We start from the raw sequence: 21,308 nt of genomic DNA, 5'->3' as shown, positions 1-21,308 counted from the left end.
TATGTCGGTAACTGCGTGGGGGAAGCGGCGCGAACAGTGGTCAGCGCGTGGGGGGAGCGCCGCCGCGCGCGCGAATGCCGCTCAGCTCGCCGGCTTGCTGGTGGTGCCGCCCACGAACACTGCGGTGTCGCACTGGGTCGGCGGCGGGGCGTCCGGCGGCTTGCCGACCGTGTTGCACGTGACCCTGACGACCACCGCGTCACCGGCCTTCACCACGATCGGCGAGACGAAGTGGTAGTCGGTGTCGCGGAAGTTCTCCAGCGCCATCGACAGCAGCGTGTTGCCGGCCTGGGTGATCGTGACGGTGCCGAAGTCTCCCTGCGGGTTCTCGAACACCAGGTCCGTCAGCTGCAGCGTGGTCTTGGACGGGACGGTCACGCCGGTCGAGTTCGTGGCGCCTGCGTTGGTCAGGACGTGCAGCCGGTCACTGAACGCAGCGGTGATCACCTTCGGGCCGGCCGGCCGCGCGGTACTGACCGGCGCGACCGGCCCGCCCGAACCAGCCGCCGACTGCGCTGCCGCTGCCTGCTGCTGCGCCGCGGCAGCCTGCTTCTGGGCAGCGGCCGCCTGGCTGGACGCCTTGGCCAGCGGGTCCTTGACGGCGTCCTTCGCGGCGGACTTGATCGTCGGCTTGAGCACGAGGAACCACAGCGCGGCGAGCAGCAGCAACAGCGCGAGCAGCAGCAGCAGTGCCTTGAGCAGCCACTTCGGCAGCACCGGGTCCTGCACGTGGGCGCCCTCGAGCGTGACCGGCTGCCCGGCGTGCGGCACGACCGTCACCGCGAACGGGTGCGTGATCGGCTGGCCCCGCCACATGCGCTTGGCCGGCTTCACCCGCACGTCCGAGAACGCGGCGTTGCCCGGGTTGACCGTCATCGACTCCGGAGTGCACGCCAGCTCGAGCTGATTGCCCTGATCGGCCGCGCTGAACAGCACGGACACCGGGACGTTGCCCCTGTTGTCGACCGCCACCTGGTGCTTGGCGCCGTGCCGCCCGTGCGAGGTCCGCGGCACCAGTTCGGCGGTCGTCTCCAGGAACGGCAGTACCTCGACGACGCCCTCGGGCACGACGGTGTCGCGGGGGTGCTCGGTCGGGACGACCCGGACGCCGAACGGCAGCGTGCCCGCCGGGATCGCGGCCGAGCGCGGCGGCCGGAAGCTGACCGTGGCCGTGGTCGAGTCGCCCGGGAACAGCGAGACCTCCCGCGGCTCGACGATCGTCCAGTCCGCCGGCGCACCGACGATCTCGAACCGGTAGCCCTCGACGATCGTGCCGTTGTTGCGGATGTGCAGCGGGACGACGGCCTCGCTGCCTGCATCCAGGCGGACTTGGGGCGACTCGAGGGTCGCAGTTGTGCTCATGGTTGTGAAGGTAGGGACACCAGGCGCCCGTGGGACGAACTCGAGGGTGGGCAGAAAGGCACTTCGGCTGCCCGTTGAGTCCACGTTGACTGCACGAAGAGGACGCCGGTCCATTCTGCGCCCCTCGGCACGCGACGGTGGGGGCGATCCGATGCCCGAAGGGACGTATCAATTCGGGCACCCGGGCCGTCCTTCGAGCAAGACCGCCGTCTGCTTCGGACGCGACGTGAGCGAGTTCAGCCCGAACGGGCGGAGAGGTGTGCACATGGAGCGAGTACCGGTCTACATCCACGCGCGGGATCCGATCTCGGAGGCGGGCGTGGCGAGTGCGCTGCGGCCGCGCCCGGAGGTGCGGGTCGTCCGCGCGGACGAGATCGCCGACGCCCGGGTCGCCCTGATCGTCGTGGACGCAGTCGACGACGACGCGGTGCGGCTGCTGCGTGCCGTCCAGCGGCAGGGCCCGTCCCGCGCGGTGCTGGTGGCCAGCACCCTGGACGACGCCGGGCTGATCGCGGCGGTGGAAGCGGGCGTGATCGGCCTGGTGCGCCGCTGCGAGGCGACCCCGGAGCGGATGGTGCACGTGATCAGCCGCGCGGCCAGCGGCGAGGGCAGCGTGCCGTCCGACCTGCTGGGTCGGCTGCTCAGCCAGGTCGGCAGCCTGCAGCGCCAGGTGCTGGTGCCCCGTGGGCTGACCTTCAGCGGCCTCGCTGCGCGCGAGGTCGAGGTGCTGCGCCTGGTCGCCGACGGCTTCGACACCGCCGAGATCTCCTCGAAGCTGGGCTACTCCGAACGCACGGTGAAGACGGTGCTGCATGACGTGAGCAGCCGGCTGCAGCTGCGCAATCGCTGCCACGCGGTCGCGTACGCGCTGCGCGAGGGGCTCATCTGATCGAACGGACGTCCGGTCGTGCCGTGCCCGAACAGGCGGTGCCGCCGGCACCAACGACTGCCCATCCCCGGCTGCGCCGCTGCCGGCCGCTGCACGAGCGTGGACGTGCGCGCCCAGTGCCGCTCAACCTCACGAAGGGGACGACGTGCGATCTCGCTGGATCGGGCTCCGGCTGGCCGGTGCCGCCGTCGTGCTGGCGTGCGCGCAGTTCGCGGTGACGGCGCGCGCCGTCACGTCGCCCGCGGCGCCCGTCACCGCGTCGGCCGCGTCGCCCGCGTCGGCCGCGTCGCCCGCGTCGGCCGCGTCGCCCGCGTCGTCGCCCGCGGTGCAGCTCGCCTCGCGGCTCATGTCGCCGCTCGCCGCGCCACTCACCGGGCTGACCCCGACCCCCACCACCCGGGCGCGGGTCGCGTTCACCGATGACACCGACCACATCGCGCGGTTCACCCCGGCCGACGGCTCCTTCTTCGCGGACGCCGCGCCCGGGTTCGCGAGCGCGACCGCCGCGCACGAGGGCGAGCTCGCGGTGAGCGAGACGGACACCGGGGTGCCGCTGGTCACCGTGTTCGTCAGCACCAGGGCCGGCGGCGTACCGGACGTGTTCCTGAGCAGCTCGGCCTTCGGCGCCCAGCCGATCCGGGTCACCTGCGACGCCGCGACCGAGTCGCACCCGGTCGCCTCGGCCGTCATCGGCACGGGCTCGGGCCGCACGGTCCAGGTCGCGTACGCGAGCACCGCCGGCGGCGCGGGCAACGACGGCCACGTCAACATCTGGGTGGCCACCGTGTCGGTGCGCGCGGCGCCGACGAGCCCGGCCGGCTGCTCGCCGCTGGTCACCTCGCGCGTTCCGCTCGCGCACCAGCGCGGCGACAATCTCTGGCCGAACTGGGTCGGCACGCAGGCGCTGGCCGCCAACTCCGCGAGCGTCGGCAACGAGCTGGTGTACAGCAGCACCCGGGACAACCCGCTCGGTGACATCTACCAGCAGTGCGTCGACGTGTGCCGCGACGGCAACCTCCAACCCGTCGCCGGCGTCGATGCCGGCCCGTCGCGGCGCACGTTCGGCGCGGCCGGCGTCGCGAACACCGAGCCGGTCGCGCTCAACGACCCGTCCGGCCTGGACGATGCGCGCGTCTACCTGGCACTGACCACCACCCGGTTCCGTCCGGACGGCTCGCTCGGCTGGTTGGTGCTGCCGCCGGCGGACGTCGCCTCGGTGCCCGCTGCGCAGCGGGAGGTCAGCTCGCTGTACGGCGACGCGCCGCCGCAGGGCGCGCAGCCGGCCTTCGGCGACCTGTGCATCGGCAGCGAGAACTGCGCGCCGTCGCTCGCGTACACCGCGACGGGCGCCGATCCGTACGGCGACGTCCTGCTGCAGCAGCTCACCCAGGACGGTGGGCTGATCGCGATCGGTGCCCCGGTCGACGTCGCGAACACGCCCGGCGCGGCCGAGTCGCAGCCGGCCATCGTGACCGGCAACAACTCCGACGGCGAGCACGCCGGCGTCTACATCACCGCGCGCAGCGGGTCCGCGGGCATCTCCACCGCTGTCGCGGCGGACGGCGCCGGGCGGCAGCCGTTCCTGTCCGCGGACCCGGACGAGTCGCAGCCGGCCTACTCGCCCGACGGAACCCGGCTCGCCTACAGCCAGCTCGTCCCGGGCGACCCGCAGAGCGAGTCGCCTGACCGGCGCGTCATCATGATCGCCGACGCGGACGGCACCGGCACGCCGCGGCAACTCGCGAGCCAGGATGCCGACGGTGTCGAGTACGACACCGAGCCGGCCTGGTCGCCTGACGGCACCCGCATCGCGTTCACCCGGTTCGCCCTGCGCAATGACGTCCAGTCCGCTGCGGTGATGATCGCGGACGTGCCTGCGGACGCGACCCCGTCCATCCCCGTGCAGGTCACGCCGCACAGTGTCCAGCCGACCGCCCAGGTCCAGGACCTGGACCCGTCCTGGTCACCGGACGGCACGCACCTCGCGCTCGTCCGCTCCACCCCGGTGCCCGACCTGCGGCTCACCCTGGCACCCGTCGCGGGCGCCACCGGCGTGTTCGTCGCGACGGTCCGCAACGGCACCGCCGTGGAGTCGGCGAACGCGACGCTGACGATCACGGTCGGCAGCACCGGCGACGCCGACAACGCGATGTTCCTGGTCACCGCGGGCGGGCTGCCTGCCGGCGTCTCGTGCACGAGCCTGCCGGTGCCTACCGCGGCCACCAGGTTGCGCTGCGTGCTCGGGCCATTGCCGGGCTTCGCCAGCAGGCAGGTCACCTTCTCGGCGGTGGAACGCGGCGACGCCCCGTTCGGCGTGTACGAGCTCAAGGCCGGCGTCGGTGCGCCCTCGCCGGACGCGGACCTCGCGGACAACCGCGCGGCGACGACCATCTCGGTCGGCGAGGGGGGGACCGGTGACTTCGTGGCGGCCGACCCGCCGGTGGGCACCGCGATCAGCCAGACCGGCTGGCTGCGCAACGACACCCAGCGCGACGACGTCACCCGGCGCAGCTACCCACGTCCGCAGCTGTGGGTCGTGAACGCGGCCACCGGGCAGGGCGGCCCGATCACCACGACGGTCCCGACATCGAGCGGCACGGCCTGCTCGGCCACGACGCCGTGTGCGATCAACGGCCGCTCCCCGGCGTGGTCGCCCGACGGCGCCCGGCTCGCCTACGACGACAGCGGCATGCTGCGCACGATCACGCTGCCCGCCTCGATCGCCGGCACGCCGACGTCCGTGCCCGCGCAGCAGGTCAGCGCGCTCACCGGCTACGAACTGAACTTCGTCCCGATCAAGCGGGCCGTCCCGACCCCGAGCCGCACGTCGATCGCGGCGGCCCACGACCCGACCTGGTCGGCAGACGGCGCTCAGCTCTACCTCGCCGGCGAACCGGCCCGGCAGGTCACGAACATCGGCGGCTACGCGATCAGGCCGGACGGCAGCGGGGTGCGCACCGTCGCTCAGCGCCCGCAGCCGGAGACCGAGCCGACCGTCCAGCCGCCTGCGCCACGGGCCCGTACAGCCGACCTGGGCGTCACCATCCACCTGTCCCGTCCGGTCGGCTTCGTCGGCGGAGCGCTCAGCGCCACCGTCAAGATCGTGAACCACGGCCCGCTGGCCGCGACGGCGGCGACGCTGACGGTGACCGTTCCGGCGGCGCTGCACCCGAGCGCCGCGCCGGCCTGCCTTGCCGGCGGTACGCCGTGCGCGGTCGGCACGCTCGCCCCCGGCGCGCAGCAGAGCTTCGTGATCGCCCTCGACCCGGCGCCCGTCGGCAACCCGGCGCACGGCTACTCGCGCACGCTCACGGCCACGATCGCCTCGACCGTGCCCGATCCCATCCCGGCGAACAACTCGCGCTCGGTGGTGCTGCCGGTCAAGCAGCCGGCGATCCGGTTGCTGCCCGCGATCGGGCCACCCGGCTTCGTCACGCTCGCGTTCGGCGAGGACTTCCCCGCCGGTGATCACGTCCTGCTGAGGTGGTCCGACGGCATCACCGCGTTCGACGGCCCGTACATCGTTGCGGCCGACGGCACGCTGCGGGTGCAGGTGCTGATCGTGCGCCGTGACCTGCTCGGGGCCCGCGACATCGTGGCGTCCAGCCCGGCGCACCTGTTCAGCAAGGTCAAGGGGACGATGCTGGTGGTCCCGCGCACCGAGTCGCCGCCGCGCTTCCTGGGACGGGGGTGAGCCGGTGATCTCGCAGATCGACGAGGCACTGCGCACGCTGGTGCGCGCCGAGGCACTGGACGGGGCGAGTGACGTCGAGGTCGTGCTGGACGCGCCGACCAAGGACTGGGCCGCGCGGCGCAACGCACCGACCGTCAACCTGTACCTGTACGACATCCGCGAAGACCTGCGCCGCCGCGAGGTCGGCGTGCGGGACCGGCTCGGACCGGACGGGGCGGTCCTGGGCCGGATCCCCGCGCCGCGTTACTTCAAGCTGTCCTACCTGGTGACGGCGTGGACGCAACGACCCGAGGACGAGCACCGGCTGCTGGCCGCGCTGCTGAACTGCCTGCTGCGCTACGACGCGTTGCCGCCGCACGTCGTGCCGGGCGTGCTCACCGACAACGGCCTGGTCGCGCCGCTGACCATCGGCCTGCCGCCGCCGGAGGACCGTGCGTTCGCCGACGTGTGGACCGCCCTGGGCGGCGAGCTCAAGCCGTCGATCGACCTGGTGGTCATCGTGCCGATGGCCGCCGGGCTCGAGGAGGCGGCCGGCCCGCCGGTGCGCGAGGGCCTGTACGTCACGCTCGCCGACCGGGTCGACGGCGGCACAGACGAGCGGCGGCACCAGCACCAGCCGCCCGAACCGGCCGCGGCGGCATCGTCCGGCGCCGCGACGTCGGCTACCTCGACGGCGTCGGGCGGGCGCCGCGCGCGGGCGCGCAAGAGGGCCGGCGGGTGAGCGAGGACGTCGGCCTGCAGTACCTGCTCGACCGGGTCCGCCTGCTCGAGCAGCGGATCCGTGAACTGGTCGCCGCCCGGCGGGCCGAGGATCCGCAGCCGGACGACCCGTTCCGTGGGCTGTACCTCAGCGAGGATGCCGTCGACCGGCTGCTCGCGCCGGCGTCCGCGCCGGTGCTGACCAGGCCGGACGACGCGCTCGCCGCGTGCGAACTGCGCGCCGACAGCGCGCAGGCAGCCGGTGCCCGGGTGCGGTTGCGGGAGCTCGCCGCCGCGTTCGCGCTGACCCCGCTGGACGTCGACCTGTTGCTGATCGCGCTGGCCGGTGACCTGGACTCGAGGTTCGAGCAGCTGTTCGGGTACCTCAACGATGACGTGACCAGGCGGCGGCCGTCGGTCGGTGTCGCCCTTGCGCTGTGCGGGGAACCGCTCGGCTCAGCTGCGGCCCGCGCACGGCTGGCCGGTGGCCCGCTGGTGCGCGAGGGCCTGTTGCGGGTGGACGATCCGGAGCGGCCGTTCCCGAGCCGGGCGCTGCGGGTGCCGGACCGCGTGGTCGCTCACCTGCTCGGCGACGACGCCCCGGACGCGATGCTGGCGGGCGTGCTCGCCGACGTCCCGGACGTCGACTGGGGCGAAGCCGGGCCGTTGGCGGCGGCACTGGGCGCCGGGGTCGACCTGGCGTACTTGCGCGAACCGCCCACCGGTTCCGGCCGAGTGCTCGCCGCGCGCGCCCTGACCGCGGCCGGACGCGGTGTGCTGGCCGTCGAGTTGGCCCGGCTGCTCGCCGAACCCGACCCGCCGGCGACGGCCAGGACGGCGGCGCGCGAGGCCGGGCTGCGCGGCGCCGGGCTCATCGTGGCGTCCGTCGTCGCGGAGGCACTCAGCCCGCCACTGGTCGAGGCGCTCTCGGCGCGGCCGCTGCTGCTGGTGGGGGAGGTGCCGTGGGACCCGGCCTGGGCGGCGGTCCAGCCGCTGCTGGTCGAGGTTCCCGCGAGCACCCCGACCGAGCGGTCCCGGTTGTGGCGCGCGGCATTGGACGCGCTGGCGCCGGGCCGGGACGCGCAGCTTGATCCCGGCCCGGCCACCGAGCAGTTCCTGCTGCGGCCCGAGCAGGTGGCGCGGGCAGCGCGGGCGGCGGCGGTGCAGTCGCGGCTGGGTGCGGACGGGCGGATCACGGCGGGGCACCTGCAGGCCGGCGCCCGCGCGGAGAACGGTTCGGCGCTGCAGCGGCTGGCGCGCCGGGTCGAGCCCGCAGTCGGCTGGGACGACCTGATCCTGCCCACCGCGACGAGGACCGCACTGCAGGAGGTGGCGTTGCGGGCGCGGCATCGGGAGCGGGTGCTCGGCGAGTGGCGGATGCGCCCGGGCGGCGGGCGCGGCATGGGCGTGGCGGCGCTGTTCGCCGGTGACTCGGGCACCGGCAAGACGATGTCCGCCGAGGTCGTCGCCGGTTCGCTGGGCCTGGACCTGTACGTCGTCGATCTCGCGACCGTGGTGGACAAGTACGTGGGCGAGACCGAGAAGAATCTCGAGCGCATCTTCGCCGCGGCCGCGGGGGTGAACGGCGTGCTGCTGTTCGACGAGGCCGATGCGGTGTTCGGCAAGCGCTCGGAGGTCCGCGACGCGCACGACCGGTACGCGAACGTCGAGAGCGCCTACCTGCTGCAGCGGATGGAGTCCTTCGACGGGCTGGTGCTGCTCGCGACCAACCTGCGCGCGAACATCGACGACGCGTTCACCCGGCGACTGGACGTGCTGGTCGACTTCCCGGTACCGGACGCCGACCACCGGCTGGCGCTGTGGGACCGCTGCCTCGCTCCCGCGCTGCGCCGGGCCGATGATGTCGACCTGCCGTTCCTGGCAACGTCGTTCGAACTGGCCGGCGGCGGGATCCGTTCGGCGTCGGTGACCGCCGCGTACTTGGCGGCTGAGGACGGTGCCGAGGTGACGATGGGGCACCTGATCACGGCCGTGCAGCGCGAGTACCGCAAGATGGGCCGGCTCTGCCTGGAACACGAGTTCGGCCGCTACTACGCCCTGCTCGGCTAACTCGCCGTCGGCGCACCCGCATCTGATCGCCAGGCTCTGGCTGCGCCGGCTGGCCCCGTGGCTGCGAAGCATCCTCGGTTCCTGCCGGGACGGCGGGTGTTCGAGCGCTTCAAGTCTTCGAGTGCCGCCGACACATCGGGGTCTGCGCGCACCAGTGCATGCAGAGCCCGATGCGCGAGCCCAGGGGGTTGGTGGGGCGGCCCATCGCGCTGTGCTTGCGGCCCATCGCGCGGTGCTGCGGGCACCCGGGGGTGCGCGGTGCGGCCCATCGCGCGGTGCTGCGCCCCATCGCGCGGTGCCGCGGGCACCCGGGGGTGCGCGGTGCGGGGGACGGCCTAGTGCCGCGCGACATCGGGGTCTGCGTGCACCATTGCATGCAGAGCCCGATGTGCGAGCCCAGGGGGTTGGTGGTGCGGCCCATCGCGCTGTGCTTGCGGCCCATCGCGCGGTGCTGCGGGCACCCGGGGGTGCGCGGTGCGGGGAACGGCCTAGTGCCGCGCGACATCGGGGTCTGCGTGCACGATTGCATGCAGAGCCCGATGTGCGAGCCCAGGGGGTTGGTGGTGCGGCCCATCGCGAGGTGCTGCGGCCCATCGCGCGGTGCTGCGGGCACCCGGGGGTGCGCGGTGCGGGGAACGGCCTAGTGCCGCGCGACATCGGGGTCTGCGTGCACGATTGCATGCAGAGCCCGATGTGCGAGCCCAGGGGGTTGGTGGTGCGGCCCATCGCGAGGTGCTGCGGCCCATCGCGCGGTGCTGCGGGCACCCGGGGGTGCGCGGTGCGGCCCATCGCGCGGTGCTGCGGCCCATCGCGCGGTGCTGCGGGCACCCGGGGGTGCGCGGTGCGGCCCATCGCGCGGTGCTGCGGCCCATCGCGCGGTGCTGCGGGCACCCGGGGGTGCGCGGTGCGGGGAACGGCCCAGTGCCGCGCGACATCGGGGTCTGCGCGCACGATTGCATGCAGAGCCCGATGTTCGAGTCCAGGCGTAGGTGGTTCAGCGGCGCCGGACAGTCGGGCGCGCGTGTCTGATCAGGCTGAGGAGCGGTCAGGCTGAGGAACGGTCAGGCTGAGGAGCGGTCAGGCGGAGGAGCGGTCAGGCGGAGGAGCGGTCAGGCGGAGGAACGGTCAGGCGGAGGAACGGTCAGGCGGAGGAACGGTCAGGCGGAGCTGTCCAGTCCCTCGTCGGCGTTGCCGAGCCGGCGGGACAGGGCGCGCGTCGTCTCCAGCAGGGCCTGCGCCATCGGCGAGTCGACGTCCGTCGAGACGCTGACGGTGGTCCCGACGATCGCCATCGCGGCGACGATCGAGGAGCCCTCGAAGATGGGGGCAGCGATGCTGCGGACCCCGTTGATGTCCGGGGAGTTCAGCGACAGCCCGTGCTCACGGATCGTCTCGTACTCGTGCTCCACCTCGGGCGAGCGGCGCAGCAGCTTGGTCAGGCCGGGAACCTGATCGCGCGGCAGGTAGGTGCAGAACACCCGTCCCTGCGCGGAGTTCAGCAGGTCCAGCCGCGAGCCGGTGCGCACGCCGATCCGGATGATGTGGTCGGTGTTGTCCACCGAGCGCACCACGGTGGCGGTCTCGCCGTCCCAGACGCTCAGCACCACCGTCTCGTCCACCCGCTTGAGCAGTTCGTCCATGTACGGCTCGGCGACGTTGACGATCGGCAGCCCGGCGCGGGCCGATGCGGCGAGCGTGAGCACCTGGGGGCCGAGCGAGTACAGCGCGGTGCGCTCGTCGTAGCGCAGCAGGTTGGCCGCGCGCAGCGCCTTGGTGTACCGGTGCGCGGTGGCCTTGCTCGCGCCCAGCCTGCTGGTGATCTCGTTCAGGCTCAGGTGCGGCTTGCTCACCGTGAACGAGCCCAACACCAGCGCGGCGCGCTGCACGGTCTGGATGGTGGGCGCGGCGGCGGTCTCGGTGGCTGCCGATTCTCGCGGAGTGCTCGGGCTCATCGGTCCTCGATTCGGCGGGGCTTTCGTCTCGATCGGCGTGCAGGAGTATGACATGCGATTGCACCATCCGGGATGGGTCGGTGCGCTCCGGGCGTCGAGGCCGTCATTGGTGCAGCGCGATCAAGCGGTCGTCGACGAACAGGTCGAGCTGCCGGTCGGCCAGCAGTTCGACGGCCTCGGCGCCGGAGACCGGTACCTCGTCCGACGCCCGAACGGCGACCAGTTGCACGCCACTGTGGTGCCAGCGCAACTCGAGCCGCTCGGGAGCCTGCCCGGCCACGGCGCCGGGCGCGCCGGCGGGCACGCACCAGTTCAGCCGCTTCTGCTCGATCCGGATCACCAGCTCGACGTACGCGTCCCGCGCCGGGCAAGGACGGTGCCCGGCGAACTCGCCGCGGACCATGCCCATCACGCGACCTGGTCCGAGGAGTGGCCGGGGTTGAGCGCCGCTCCCGGGTGCACCGCGGCGGCGATGTGGTTGACGGCGAGCGCGGCCTCGCCGAAGCCGATCGAGATCAGCTTGACCTTGCCGTCGTAGTCGGCGACGTCTCCCGCGGCGTATACGCGCGACAAGTTGGTGCGCATCGTCCGGTCGACGAGCACGTGCCGGTGCCGCAGCGCCAACCCCCAGCCCTCGATCGGCCCCAGGTCGGCGATGAAGCCCAATGCCGCGACGACCGCCTGCGCCGCAAGGACCACCTGCTCGCCGGCGCGGGTCGTCACCACGACCTCCTCGACGGCCGCCTCGCCGCCGATCTTGCGCACCTCGTACGGCGTGAGCACCCGCACCGACGACGCCCGCAACAACGCCACGGAATGCTCGTGCGCGCGGAACTGCGGCCGGCGGTGCACCAGCGTGACGCTGCGCGCGACCGGCTCCAGCCCGAGCGCCCAGTCCAGCGCCGAGTCGCCGCCGCCGACGACCACCACGTCCAGCCCGGCCAGTTCGTCCAGCCGGGGGACGAAGTAGCGCAGCCCGCGCCCGGCGTACTCCGAGCCGGCCGGCAGTTCGCGCGGGGTGAAGTTTCCGATGCCGGCGGTGATCAGCAGTGCCTTCGCGTGCACCACCTCGCCGGTGTCGGTCGTGACGTCGATGCCCTCGTCGTGCTCGAGCACGCCGACCGCGCTGCGCCCGAGCAGCAGCACCGGGTCGGCCTGTTCCGCCTGGGTACGCAGCGCGTCGACCAGGTCCTGGCCGCGGACGGCCGGAAAGCCCGCGACGTCGTAGATCGCCTTCTCCGGGTAGAGCGCGGCGATCTGGCCGCCCACCTCGGGCAGTGCGTCCAGCAGCGCGACCGACAGCCCGCGGAAGCCGGCGTAGTAGGCGCCGTAGAGCCCGGTCGGTCCGGCGCCGACGATCAGCAGGTCAACGCGGTGCTCGCCCATCTACGCGACGTCCGGGTGATCGGTGCCGACCGAGCCCACCTTGCGCGCGCCGCCGGGGGAGCCGAGCACGGTGAAGAACTCGGCGTTGATCCGGGTGAAGTGCTGCACCGGCTCGGGCACGTCGTCGTGGTGGAAGATCGAGATCTCCGGGCACACCGGCTCGCACCGTCCGCACTCGACGCACTCCTCGGGTTGGATGTACATCATCCGGCCGCCCTGATAGATGCAGTCGACCGGGCACTCCTCGACGCAGGACTGGTCCATGACGTCGACGCACGAGGAGGTGATGACGTACGGCACGGGCGTGAGCCTCCGATCAGTCCTGCACACGGCGAGATGCCGTCTTTCATTACGAGATACCATCATGACGACCGGGTCCGGCGTCGTCAACCGTGTAGCGCGCGGCCGGCCTACTCTTGACACCCCCGGCGCGCTGGGAGAGGCTTGGCGCATTGCGAGACAGCGTCTCGTTATGCACGACGAATCGGACGAATGAAGGAGCGGGATCGCAATGCCGCAGGCGGGTCGCGACGGGTCAGCCACACCGATGATCGTCGAGGACTGGGACGCCCTGACGTTCCGGGTCAACCGCGCCGCCTATCGCTCCCCGGACGTGTTCGCGCAGGAGCGCGACAACATCTGGATGCGGACCTGGCTCTACCTCGGCCACGAGAGCGAGATCGCCGAGCCGAACGACTTCAAGGTGCGCACCCTGGCCGGCCGTCCGCTGATCTTCTGCCGCGACACCGCCGGCGAGGTGCACGCCTGGCTGAACTCCTGTCCGCACCGCGGCACCATCTTGTGTCGCGAGAGCGAGGGCTCGAACAAGCTGTTCCAGTGCTTCTATCACGCCTGGACGTTCCGCAACAACGGTGACGTCGCGGCCATCCCGGACGACGCCGCATATGAAGGTAGCGAGGGGTTGCGCGAGAGCATGAAGCTGCGCTCGGTGCCGCGGCTCGCGATCCACGAGGGCTACGTCTTCGTCTCCTTCAACCCGGACGTCCCGCCGCTGCTGGAGCACCTCGGCGACGCCGCCGACTACATGACGATGATCGAGCAGCAGCACGTCGGCGGCATGACCACCACGCCGGGCGTGCAGCTGTACAGCGTGCGCGGCAACTGGAAGCTGGCCGTCGAGAACGCGATGGACGGCTACCACTTCTCGCCCACGCACAACACCTTCGTCGGGTACCTGCGCGAGAGCGGCTTCGCGGTCACCGACGACGACCAGTACGCATACAACCTCGGCAACGGCCACGGCCTGCTCGTGCTCACCGGCCACGGCGGGCGGATCAGCATGATCTGGGAACCGCGCTTCGGCGAGGACGAGAAGCTGCGCACCGAGGAGCACCGCAGGGAGATGCTCGAGCGGCTCGGCGAGCAGCGCGCGCATTACGTGGCCGACGAGAGCCACATCCTGTTCGTGTTCCCCAACCTGCTGCTGTTCGACATCGAGGGCCTGTCGATCCGCCAGCTCGAGCCGGTCAGCGCCGGGCAGACCGACGTGCGCGCCTGGCAGCTGGTGCCGCGCAACGAGGACCCGGCGGCGCGCGCGCTGCGGATGAAGACGGTCGTCAGCTTCGTCGGCCCCGGTGGGCTGGCGACGCCGGACGACATCGAGGCGTACGAAGCCGTGCAGCGCGGCATCGAGGCCACCGCGGGCGACGTGCGCGCCGGGCTGGACTACAGCGACATGTCCCGCGGCATGGTCGACGAGGTCAAGGGCGTGCAGGGCCGCTCGATCGACGAGGGCGCGATGCGCGGCTTCTGGCGGCACTGGGTCGGCGCGGTCGGCATCGAGAGGGCACTGCAGGTCAGCGGGGAACGTCCCGCCGCGTTCCTGGAAGGGCGGGACGTGCGATGACCAGCGTCGAGGAGTACGGCGTGGTGACGGTGGCCGGCCGCTCGTTCAGCCGTGCGCAGGTCGAGGACTTCCTGTACGTCGAGGCAGATCTGCTGGATGCGTGGCAGCTGGACGACTGGCTGGCGCTGTTCGTCGACGAAGCCCGCTACGAGATCCCCACCACCGACTACCGCGGCTGGTCGCTGCACGAGGGCGGCTCGTTCGTCGACGACGACTACGACCTGCTGCGCGCGCGCGTGAAGCGGCTCAAGTCGCGCAAGGCGCACGCGGAGAACCCGCACTCGCGCACGCACCGGCTGATCTCCAACGTGCGGGCGTTCGCGCACGAGGACGACGCGCTACGCGTGACCGCGTCGTTCATCGTGCACCGCGCCCGCGACGGGCAGTTCGACACGTACGTCGGCCGCTACGAACACCTGCTGGTGCCGACCGACGACGGGCTGCGCTTCCGGCTACGGCGGTCCATCCTGACCCACGAGGCGCTGCCACCCGGCGCGCGCCTGAGCTTCATCCTGTAGGGACGCGATGATCAGGCACACCCTCTCGTTCCGGTTCAAGGACGACGTCGCCGAGGACGTCCGCGCGTCGATCCTCGCCGAGCTCGGCACGTTCCCGGACGTCTACCCCGACATGCGCAACTGGTCGATGGGCCAGAACATGAGCACGCGCGACACCACGTTCACGCACAGCATGTCCGTCGAGTTCGACACCAACGAGAACCTGCTCGGCTACCTGCAGAGCGAGTCGCACGAGCGCTTCGTGCGCGAGCGGTGGCGCCCGGTGATCGCGCAGCAGGCGATCGTCGCGTACGAGTACACGCCGCGGCCGGACGCCGCCGCACGAAGGGGAGCGCAGATGACGCACAGCGAGCGGCCGCGCGGGCCGTACGGCATGGAGTACGCGCGCATCGAGGTGCCCGACCTGCAGGCGACGATCGACTTCCTCGTCTATCACGTGGGGCTTCAGCTGGAGGCGCACACCGACGAGTACGCCTACCTGCGCGCGGACATCGAGCACCACTCGATCGAGCTGATCAGCGCCCCGGAGCGCGAGAACGGCTGGACCGTCGCAGTCGGCTACAGCGTCGAGAGCGAGGAGGTGCTCGAGCAGCTGCACAAGCGCGTCGTGGACGCAGGCTACGAGGTGCTGCCGCTGCAGGAACGCCAGCGGGCCTTGTGCGACAACGGCTTCGCCGTGCGTGACCCGGACGGCCTGATCGTCGAGCTGTTCACCGAGTTCCAGGAGTACGCCGAGCCGCCGCACACCGAGATCCGCCCGGTCGACCTGGTGCACCCGTTCATCGCGACGCCGCGCTACGCCGAGATGCTCGAGTTCTACACGAAGGTGCTGGGCTTCCAGGCCTCCGACCAGATCGTCGGCTCCACGACCTTCCTGCGCTGCGAGGACCGCTACCACCACAGCCTGGCGCTGCAGAACAACACCGAGCACTACGTGGCGCACCTGTGCTTCGCGATGAAGAGCCTGGATCACGTCATGCGGATGCGGGCCCGGGCGCTGTACAAGGGCGCGCCGATCGCATCGGACATCGTGAACCACTCGGCGTCCACCTCGATCGCGTTCTACATGCACGAGCCGAAGTTCGGGCCGCGCTTCGAGCTGTGCGACCGGCACCGGGTGTTCACGCCCGAGGAGCACGAGACGCATCGGGCGCGCAGGATGCCGGCCGACCCGCGCAACATCGACGTGTGGCGTCCGGCCTCGGACGACTGGGGACGTTTCTGAGCGAGCTGATCGCCGACGTCCTGCGGGTACTGGACGCGACGCCGGCACCGCGCGGGCACGAGCACGCCGCAGCGACCGCGCTGCGCGACTGGTGCGCCGGGCGATGGCCGGAGCTCGGCTGGACGCTGCAGCCGTACGGCGACGGCGGCGCGAACCTGGTCGCCTCGTGCGGCGCCGGTCCGGTGTTGTACTCGCATCTGGACACGTCACTGGACGGTGTCGGCCTGGACGGTGCCGGCCTGGACGGTGCCGCACCGGACGTCGCGGTGACCGGACGTGCCGATGCGGCCGGCCCGCTTGTCGTCGACGGCGACCGGGTGGAGGGCTTCGGTCTGGGCGTGGCACGCGCTCCGGCTGCTGCCGCGCTGGCCGCATTCCTCGCGGCCCGGCGCGGGACGCTGCTGCTGGCCGGGTCGGGCACGCACCGGCGCGGTGGCCGCGCCGACGGGGTTCTTGCCTATCTGCAAAGCTCTCCCGCACCGCCGTCCGCGATCGTGGCCAAGTGCGGGCCGCCGACAGTCCTGTTCGAGGAGCCCGGCGCCGCGTACCTGCGGGTGCGGGTGAGCGGCCGGTACGGCGCGGCGCTGGCGCCCGAGTCGGCCGTACCGGCCGGTGGCGTCGCTGTGCACGCAGGTGTCGTGCTCGACGCGCTCGCTGCCTGGCGCGAGGACTACCTGGGTGCACGCCCGCCGGTCGGCCAGGTCGGCCCGCAGGCCGGCGTCGGCGCGGTGCGCTCGGGCTGGGCGGCCAAGCCGGACCTGCTACCGGCCGAACTCCTCGTCGACCTGTACGTCGTCACCGTGCCGGGCGAGGATCTGGCGGTGCTGCGGGGCCAACTCGACGGGCGGCTGCGCGCCGCGCTCGCCGGCTCGGCGCTGAGCGGCTGCGCGCTCGACGTCTCGGTCGAGCCGATCCACGCCGCCGCGGCCACCGCGCCCGGAGCGCCGATCGTGCGGGCGGCGCGTGCGGCGTGGGCCGATGAGTTCGGCGAGCCGCCGCCGGCGATCACCGGCTGGACCGGCTCGACCGACGGCGTGGTGTTCCGCGCCCACGGCATCGACGCGGTGCGCCTCGGCCCGCAGAGCGCCCGCTCGCCCGCCGACCCGCGCCGCGACGTCGTGCAGCTAGCCGACCTGGACGCGTTCACCCGCGTCTACGCCGAGCTGCTCCGCTCCGGCTTGGCCCCGTAGCAGGGTCGCCAGCGGCGTGTCGCCCTGCTACGGGGCCAACAGGGAGCGGACGGCGGCGTCGTCGGGCAGCAGGCCACGCGCCCCGGCGGCGGTGGTCGACAGCGCCGCCGCGGTGACCGCGTAGCGCGCGGCCGCCACGAGGTCGAGACCATCGGCCAGCCCGACGCACAGCGCGCCGCAGAAGCAGTCGCCGGCACCGGTGGTGTCGACCGGCGTCACCGCCGGCGGCGCGATCACCACCGGCGTCCCGTCGCCCGGCACGACCAGCGCACCGCGGCCGCCCATGGTCACGACCACGTCACGCGAGGTCACCGACCGGGCGAGCGCGGCGAGCTCGTCCGGCGAGTGCGGCGAACTCGGCGCGCCCGCGAGGGCGGCGAGCTCCCACTCGTTCGGCACCAACACGTCGACGGCGGCGAGCAGCTCGGCGGGCAGCGGCTGCGGCGGCGCCGGGTTGAGCACCACGATCCCGCCCGCCAGCTGCACGGCCGCCCGCACCGTCGCGAGCGGCACCTCCAGCTGGGCGAGCAGCACCGCGGCCGACCGCACGGCGCGCACGTCGACGTCCGCGGCGCTCAGCGCGAAATTGGCGCCGGGGGCGACGACGATCAGGTTCTCACCGCCCGGTTCCTCGACCGCCACTGTCGCCGTGCCGGTCACGGAGGACGACGAGGTCAGCACCGACGTCACGTCGACACCGCGGTCGGCCAGATCCGCGCGCAGCCGCGCGCCCGCCTCGTCCGCGCCGACGCAGCCGACCATCGCCACGTGCGGCGACAGGGCAGCTGCCGCGGCGGCCTGGTTCGCGCCCTTGCCGCCCGGACCGGTCACCGCCGCCGAGCCGACGACGGTCTCGCCCCGGCCGGGCAACCGCCCGACGGTGACGACCAGATCGAGGTTCAGGCTGCCGACGACGGTGACCGACGGCTCAGTTTCCCCAGTCGTCATTGACCTGGACGGCCTCGGCGATGCGGAACCGCCCACCGGACTTGACCGGGGTCGACGGCTCGCCCATCACCACGACGTGCTTGCCGAACCGGTCCACCATCGGCCGGCCGACATCGCGGCGCAGCCAGAGCCGCAACAGGTGCCGGCGCCGCTCGGGCTCCGCGTAGTCGTCGTAGCTGGTGCGCGAGTGCAGCGCCGCGTAGTTCAGCAGCCACTGGACGTCGCCGGGCTGGAAGTCCATGTCGATCGGCAGGCCGGGCTCCTGCGAGATCTCGTCGAACAGGTGCAGCAGCTCGACCTGGTCGTCGGTCAGCGGCGGCACGCCCGGGTACTCCTGCGCCGAGAAGATCATCGAGTTCCCGGCGTACATGCTGAAGATGCCGTCGACGTAGCTGATGATCGGCGAGTCGTACGTCATTTCCGGCGAGTCCGGGTCCTGCCGCCGCCAGTCCCAGTGGAACGGCTCGAACAGCAGCGGGGCGAGGTCCGGGCGGCGGCGCAGGATCTCGTTGTAGATCGTGGTGCCGCTGACCAGGCTGCTCGCGCCGCCCTCCTTCGCGCCGCGCAGGCACATCAGCGCCACGACGTCGGAGCTGTCGGAGTGGAACGGCAGCCGGTCACGCACGCGCGAGGGCAGTGCGCCCTCGTCGTCCATCGTCTTGTTCGATGTGGCGACCACGTGGTCCAGCAGGTCGCCCATCTGGTTCTGCCCGATCGGCTTGCCCAGGTGCAGGCCGAGAATGAAGAAGATCGCGCCGGCGAGCGTGTCGCCGTACTCCTGCGTCTTGAGCCCGCGCACCAGCAGGAAGCCGCGGCCGCTGTCGAGCTGGCGCGCGCTCTCCTCGTTCAACCGAGCGCACGCGGGAATCGGATAGTCGGCGGCGGTGACGGTGCGCAGGTCCGGGTCGTCCGCGACGAACCGGCGGCCGACGGTCTCCAGTTCGGCCAGCTCGGCGTCGGACAGGTGGTAGATCCATTCGGTGCTCTTGGCCAGCTCGTCACCGCGCCAGGCGGACGGCCCGGAGATCGGTTCGAGGTTGACGGTTGTAGTCATGGTGATTCGCTTTCGGTGGCAGGTGATGGTCTCGGGTCCGAAGGTGCGGACCGTCTTTACCAGAGCACCTGAGGATCACCGGCGGCCGTGCCCGGACGCAGCCCTTGGCGAGGCGGCCTGATGCGCAGCGGCTCGCGGTACCCCGGACATCCGCACACCGGAACGGCCGCCCGGCCGTCGGTGAGTGCCATCGAGATCCCATCGTTTCGCTAACGGTGTTGCGACCACGGTAAGCGAGCCGATGTGTACCGTCAAGAAAGACGGCGTCTCGCAGGGTGCAGCGCAGCTCCTGCGCCGGCCCGGTTAGCATGAGGCATGCCCGCCATCCCCACCGACGCTGCCGAACGCCTACCCGAGCGGCGCTGGGGCAAGACCGACCAGGTCGCCACGACCGTGCTCCTGGTCCGGCACGGCTCGACCGAGCACTCGCTCGAGGGTCGCTTCTCCGGACGCAACGACCTGCCGCTCGACGCCGCCGGTCGCGGGCAGGCTGCCGCGGTGGCCGGCCTGGTCGGCGCCGGCGAGCGGGTGGACGTGGTGCTCAGCTCACCGCTGCGGCGGGCGCGCGAGACCGCCGAGGCGATCGCCGCACGGACCGGCGGGCAGGTCGAGATCGCCGAGGACCTGATCGAGCTGGACTTCGGCGACTGGGAGGGGCACACCTTCGCCGAGGTCGAGCGGGCCTGGCCGGCCGAGCTCACCGCGTGGCTGGCGCGCGCCGATGCGGCGCCGCCCGGCGGCGAGGCGTTCGCGGCGGTGACGGCACGGATGCAGCGGCTGCTGGCCGACGTGCTGACCCGGCACGCAGGACGGCGGGTCGTCGCCGTCTCGCACGTGACGCCGATCAAGACCGCGCTGCGGCTCGCGCTGGGTGCGCCGCACGAGGCGATCTTCCGGTTCCACCTGGACACCGCGTCGCTGTCGGTCGTCGACTACTACGCCGACGGCGAGTGCAACGTACGGGTGCTCAATCGGGCCGAGCAGCTGCACTGATCTCAGACCCCCTGCTCTCAGACGCCCGTCGGGATCGCCATCTCGCGCAGGTCGGCCGCCTCGATCAGCGTCGGTTCGGTGGCGGCGCGGACGTCGGCGACGGTGTGCCCGGGGGCGATCTCGCGCAGCACCAGGCCGTCGGGAGTGATGTCGAGGAACGCGAGGTCGGTGATGATCTGCTGCACGCAGCCCTTGCCGGTGAGCGGCAGCGAGCAGGCGTTGACGATCTTCGGGGTGCCGTCCTTCGCCGAGTGCTCCATCATCACGATCACCCGTTTGGCTCCGTGGACCAGGTCCATCGCGCCGCCCATCCCCTTGATCATCTTGCCGGGGATGGTCCAGTTCGCCAGGTCGCCGTTGACCGCCACCTGCATCGCGCCGAGCACCGCGACGTCGATGTGCCCGCCGCGGATCATCCCGAAGCTGGTGGCCGAGTCGAAGAACGCGGCGCCGGGCAGCAGCGTCACGGTCTCCTTGCCGGCGTTGATCAGGTCCGGGTCCTCGTCGCCCTCGTACGGGTACGGCCCGACGCCGAGGATCCCGTTCTCGGACTGCAGCACCACGTGCACGCCGTCCGGCACGTAGTTCGGGACGAGGGTCGGCAGCCCGATGCCCAGGTTCACGTACTGCCCGTCGGTGAGCTCGGCGGCGACGCGGGCCGCCAGTTCGGTGCGGGAGAGGGTCATCGCGCGGCCTCCGGTCGGGGGCGCAGCGTCCGCTTCTCGATCCGCTTGCCCTCCTCGCCCACCTGCACGACCCGCTGCACGAACACGCCCGGGGTATCGATGTGCTCGGGGTCCAGCTCGCCGGGCTCGACGAGCTGCTCGACCTCGGCGATCGTGATCCGCCCGGACATCGCGCACAGCGGGTTGAAGTTGCGCGCCGACGCGTCGTAGGACAGGTTGCCGTGCCGGTCGCCACGCGCGGCGCGCACCAGCGCGAAGTCGGTGACGATGCCGCGCTCGAGCACGTACTCGCGCCCGTCGAACACGCGCACCTCCTTCGGCGGCGAGGCCACCACCACCGACCCGTCCGGCCCGTGCCGCCACGGCAGCCCGCCGTCGGCGACCAGCGTGCCGACACCCGCGGGCGTGTAGAACGCCGGGATGCCGGACCCGCCGGCGCGCAGCCGCTCGGCCAGGGTGCCCTGCGGGGTGAGCTCCAGCTCCAGCTCGCCGGCCAGGTACTGCCGGGCGAACTCCTTGTTCTCCCCGACGTACGAGCTGATCGTGCGCCTGATCCGGCCCGCGCCGAGCAGCACTCCCAGCCCGGCGTCGTCGATGCCGCAGTTGTTCGACACCGTCTCCAGATCGGTGGCGCCCTGCTCCAGCAGCGCCTGGATCAGTACCAGCGGGATGCCGCACAGCCCGAAGCCGCCGACGGCCAGCGACGAGCCGGTACCGATGTCGGCGACCGCCTCGGCCGCCGAGGCACAGGTCTTGTCCACGAAACGATCGCCCT

The 21,308-nt window shown here is 72.3% G+C and carries 18 protein-coding genes; 9 read left to right on the top strand and 9 right to left on the bottom strand.

Annotation, left to right across the window (positions count from 1 at the left end):
* Nucleotides 1-81: 81 nt before the first annotated feature.
* On the bottom strand, nucleotides 82-1,362 hold the full coding sequence (locus tag M6B22_RS10300) for a COG1470 family protein (protein WP_269445675.1): 1,281 nt from the start codon (nucleotides 1,360-1,362) through the stop codon (nucleotides 82-84).
* Between the two features lie 265 nt (nucleotides 1,363-1,627).
* Here M6B22_RS10300 and M6B22_RS10295 point away from each other — a divergent pair, with 265 nt between their 5' ends.
* The 4 genes from M6B22_RS10295 (at nucleotide 1,628) to M6B22_RS10280 (ending at nucleotide 8,714) form a co-directional block, all read left to right on the top strand.
* Nucleotides 1,628-2,251: a response regulator transcription factor gene (locus M6B22_RS10295; RefSeq protein WP_269445674.1), complete on the top strand. Its 624-nt coding sequence runs from the start codon at nucleotides 1,628-1,630 to the stop codon at nucleotides 2,249-2,251.
* 145 nt (nucleotides 2,252-2,396) lie between these two features.
* Nucleotides 2,397-5,945: a hypothetical protein gene (locus tag M6B22_RS10290; protein WP_269445673.1), complete on the top strand. Its 3,549-nt coding sequence runs from the start codon at nucleotides 2,397-2,399 to the stop codon at nucleotides 5,943-5,945.
* Between the two features lie 4 nt (nucleotides 5,946-5,949).
* Nucleotides 5,950-6,666 (top strand): DUF4255 domain-containing protein, encoded by a 717-nt coding sequence (locus M6B22_RS10285; protein ID WP_269445672.1) that lies wholly within the window; start codon nucleotides 5,950-5,952, stop codon nucleotides 6,664-6,666.
* A complete protein-coding gene (locus tag M6B22_RS10280) occupies nucleotides 6,663-8,714 on the top strand; it encodes an ATP-binding protein (protein WP_269445671.1) in 2,052 nt (683 codons plus the stop codon). Before M6B22_RS10285 ends, M6B22_RS10280 begins: the two co-directional genes overlap by 4 nt.
* A gap of 1,157 nt (nucleotides 8,715-9,871) precedes the next feature.
* Here M6B22_RS10280 and M6B22_RS10275 read toward each other — a convergent pair.
* The 4 genes from M6B22_RS10275 to fdxA all read right to left on the bottom strand — a co-directional run bounded on the left by M6B22_RS10275 (nucleotide 9,872) and on the right by fdxA (nucleotide 12,352).
* Entirely contained in the window at nucleotides 9,872-10,666 is a 795-nt protein-coding gene (locus M6B22_RS10275) for an IclR family transcriptional regulator (RefSeq protein ID WP_269445670.1), read from the bottom strand.
* Between the two features lie 103 nt (nucleotides 10,667-10,769).
* Nucleotides 10,770-11,075, bottom strand: coding sequence for a hypothetical protein (locus M6B22_RS10270; protein WP_269445669.1), 306 nt, complete (start codon nucleotides 11,073-11,075; stop codon nucleotides 10,770-10,772).
* On the bottom strand, nucleotides 11,075-12,052 hold the full coding sequence (locus M6B22_RS10265; protein WP_269445668.1) for an NAD(P)/FAD-dependent oxidoreductase: 978 nt from the start codon (nucleotides 12,050-12,052) through the stop codon (nucleotides 11,075-11,077). The genes M6B22_RS10270 and M6B22_RS10265 overlap by 1 nt, the downstream gene beginning before the upstream one ends.
* A complete protein-coding gene (gene fdxA / locus M6B22_RS10260; RefSeq protein ID WP_269445667.1) occupies nucleotides 12,053-12,352 on the bottom strand; it encodes a ferredoxin in 300 nt (99 codons plus the stop codon).
* Nucleotides 12,353-12,563: 211 nt separating this feature from the next.
* Here fdxA and M6B22_RS10255 point away from each other — a divergent pair, with 211 nt between their 5' ends.
* Genes M6B22_RS10255 through M6B22_RS10240 form a run of 4 tightly spaced genes read left to right on the top strand, consistent with a single transcriptional unit; the run spans nucleotide 12,564 to nucleotide 16,852 of the window.
* On the top strand, nucleotides 12,564-13,919 hold the full coding sequence (locus M6B22_RS10255; RefSeq protein WP_269445666.1) for an aromatic ring-hydroxylating oxygenase subunit alpha: 1,356 nt from the start codon (nucleotides 12,564-12,566) through the stop codon (nucleotides 13,917-13,919).
* A complete protein-coding gene (locus tag M6B22_RS10250) occupies nucleotides 13,916-14,437 on the top strand; it encodes an aromatic-ring-hydroxylating dioxygenase subunit beta (protein WP_269445665.1) in 522 nt (173 codons plus the stop codon). The genes M6B22_RS10255 and M6B22_RS10250 overlap by 4 nt, the downstream gene beginning before the upstream one ends.
* Nucleotides 14,438-14,444: 7 nt before the next feature.
* The gene (locus M6B22_RS10245; RefSeq protein ID WP_269445664.1) at nucleotides 14,445-15,662 is read left to right on the top strand and encodes a VOC family protein; all 1,218 of its coding nucleotides are present in this window, start codon (nucleotides 14,445-14,447) and stop codon (nucleotides 15,660-15,662) included.
* The gene (locus M6B22_RS10240; RefSeq protein ID WP_269445663.1) at nucleotides 15,626-16,852 is read left to right on the top strand and encodes a zinc-binding metallopeptidase family protein; all 1,227 of its coding nucleotides are present in this window, start codon (nucleotides 15,626-15,628) and stop codon (nucleotides 16,850-16,852) included. Before M6B22_RS10245 ends, M6B22_RS10240 begins: the two co-directional genes overlap by 37 nt.
* 27 nt (nucleotides 16,853-16,879) lie before the next feature.
* On the opposite strand, the gene M6B22_RS10235 is transcribed toward M6B22_RS10240, so the two are convergent.
* Both M6B22_RS10235 and M6B22_RS10230 read right to left on the bottom strand, forming a co-directional pair.
* Nucleotides 16,880-17,800, bottom strand: a complete 921-nt coding sequence (locus tag M6B22_RS10235; RefSeq protein WP_269445662.1) for a ribokinase — start codon at nucleotides 17,798-17,800, stop codon at nucleotides 16,880-16,882.
* Entirely contained in the window at nucleotides 17,781-18,854 is a 1,074-nt protein-coding gene (locus M6B22_RS10230) for a TauD/TfdA family dioxygenase (protein WP_269445661.1), read from the bottom strand. The genes M6B22_RS10235 and M6B22_RS10230 overlap by 20 nt, the downstream gene beginning before the upstream one ends.
* A 315-nt stretch (nucleotides 18,855-19,169) precedes the next feature.
* On the opposite strand from M6B22_RS10230, the gene M6B22_RS10225 reads away from it, so the two are divergent.
* The gene (locus M6B22_RS10225) at nucleotides 19,170-19,847 is read left to right on the top strand and encodes a histidine phosphatase family protein (RefSeq protein WP_269445660.1); all 678 of its coding nucleotides are present in this window, start codon (nucleotides 19,170-19,172) and stop codon (nucleotides 19,845-19,847) included.
* A 17-nt stretch (nucleotides 19,848-19,864) separates the two neighbouring features.
* Here M6B22_RS10225 and M6B22_RS10220 read toward each other — a convergent pair whose 3' ends face one another.
* Together M6B22_RS10220 and M6B22_RS10215 are read right to left on the bottom strand one after the other, a co-directional pair.
* Nucleotides 19,865-20,533 carry a CoA transferase subunit B gene (locus tag M6B22_RS10220; RefSeq protein ID WP_269445659.1) on the bottom strand — a complete coding sequence of 223 codons (669 nt, stop codon included), beginning with the start codon at nucleotides 20,531-20,533 and terminating at the stop codon, nucleotides 19,865-19,867.
* Nucleotides 20,530-21,294, bottom strand: a complete 765-nt coding sequence (locus M6B22_RS10215; RefSeq protein WP_269445658.1) for a CoA transferase subunit A — start codon at nucleotides 21,292-21,294, stop codon at nucleotides 20,530-20,532. Before M6B22_RS10215 ends, M6B22_RS10220 begins: the two co-directional genes overlap by 4 nt.
* Between the last annotated feature and the right edge of the window lie 14 nt (nucleotides 21,295-21,308).

The organism is Jatrophihabitans cynanchi (assembly GCF_027247405.1).
GTDB lineage: Bacteria > Actinomycetota > Actinomycetes > Mycobacteriales > Jatrophihabitantaceae > Jatrophihabitans_B > Jatrophihabitans_B cynanchi.
This window is presented reverse-complemented; position numbering and strand designations above follow the sequence as displayed.

Bases quoted from the DNA above. Each gene is read 5' to 3' on its own strand.
- M6B22_RS10300 (WP_269445675.1), bottom strand. From the start codon at position 1,362: ATGAGCACAACTGCGACCCTCGAGTCGCCCCAAGTCCGCCTGGATGCA.
- M6B22_RS10295 (WP_269445674.1), top strand. From the start codon at position 1,628: ATGGAGCGAGTACCGGTCTACATCCACGCGCGGGATCCGATCTCGGAG.
- M6B22_RS10275 (WP_269445670.1), bottom strand. From the start codon at position 10,666: ATGAGCCCGAGCACTCCGCGAGAATCGGCAGCCACCGAGACCGCCGCC.
- M6B22_RS10270 (WP_269445669.1), bottom strand. From the start codon at position 11,075: ATGGGCATGGTCCGCGGCGAGTTCGCCGGGCACCGTCCTTGCCCGGCG.
- M6B22_RS10265 (WP_269445668.1), bottom strand. From the start codon at position 12,052: ATGGGCGAGCACCGCGTTGACCTGCTGATCGTCGGCGCCGGACCGACC.
- M6B22_RS10255 (WP_269445666.1), top strand. From the start codon at position 12,564: ATGCCGCAGGCGGGTCGCGACGGGTCAGCCACACCGATGATCGTCGAG.
- M6B22_RS10250 (WP_269445665.1), top strand. From the start codon at position 13,916: ATGACCAGCGTCGAGGAGTACGGCGTGGTGACGGTGGCCGGCCGCTCG.
- M6B22_RS10245 (WP_269445664.1), top strand. From the start codon at position 14,445: ATGATCAGGCACACCCTCTCGTTCCGGTTCAAGGACGACGTCGCCGAG.
- M6B22_RS10235 (WP_269445662.1), bottom strand. From the start codon at position 17,800: ATGACGACTGGGGAAACTGAGCCGTCGGTCACCGTCGTCGGCAGCCTG.
- M6B22_RS10230 (WP_269445661.1), bottom strand. From the start codon at position 18,854: ATGACTACAACCGTCAACCTCGAACCGATCTCCGGGCCGTCCGCCTGG.
- M6B22_RS10225 (WP_269445660.1), top strand. From the start codon at position 19,170: ATGCCCGCCATCCCCACCGACGCTGCCGAACGCCTACCCGAGCGGCGC.
- M6B22_RS10220 (WP_269445659.1), bottom strand. From the start codon at position 20,533: ATGACCCTCTCCCGCACCGAACTGGCGGCCCGCGTCGCCGCCGAGCTC.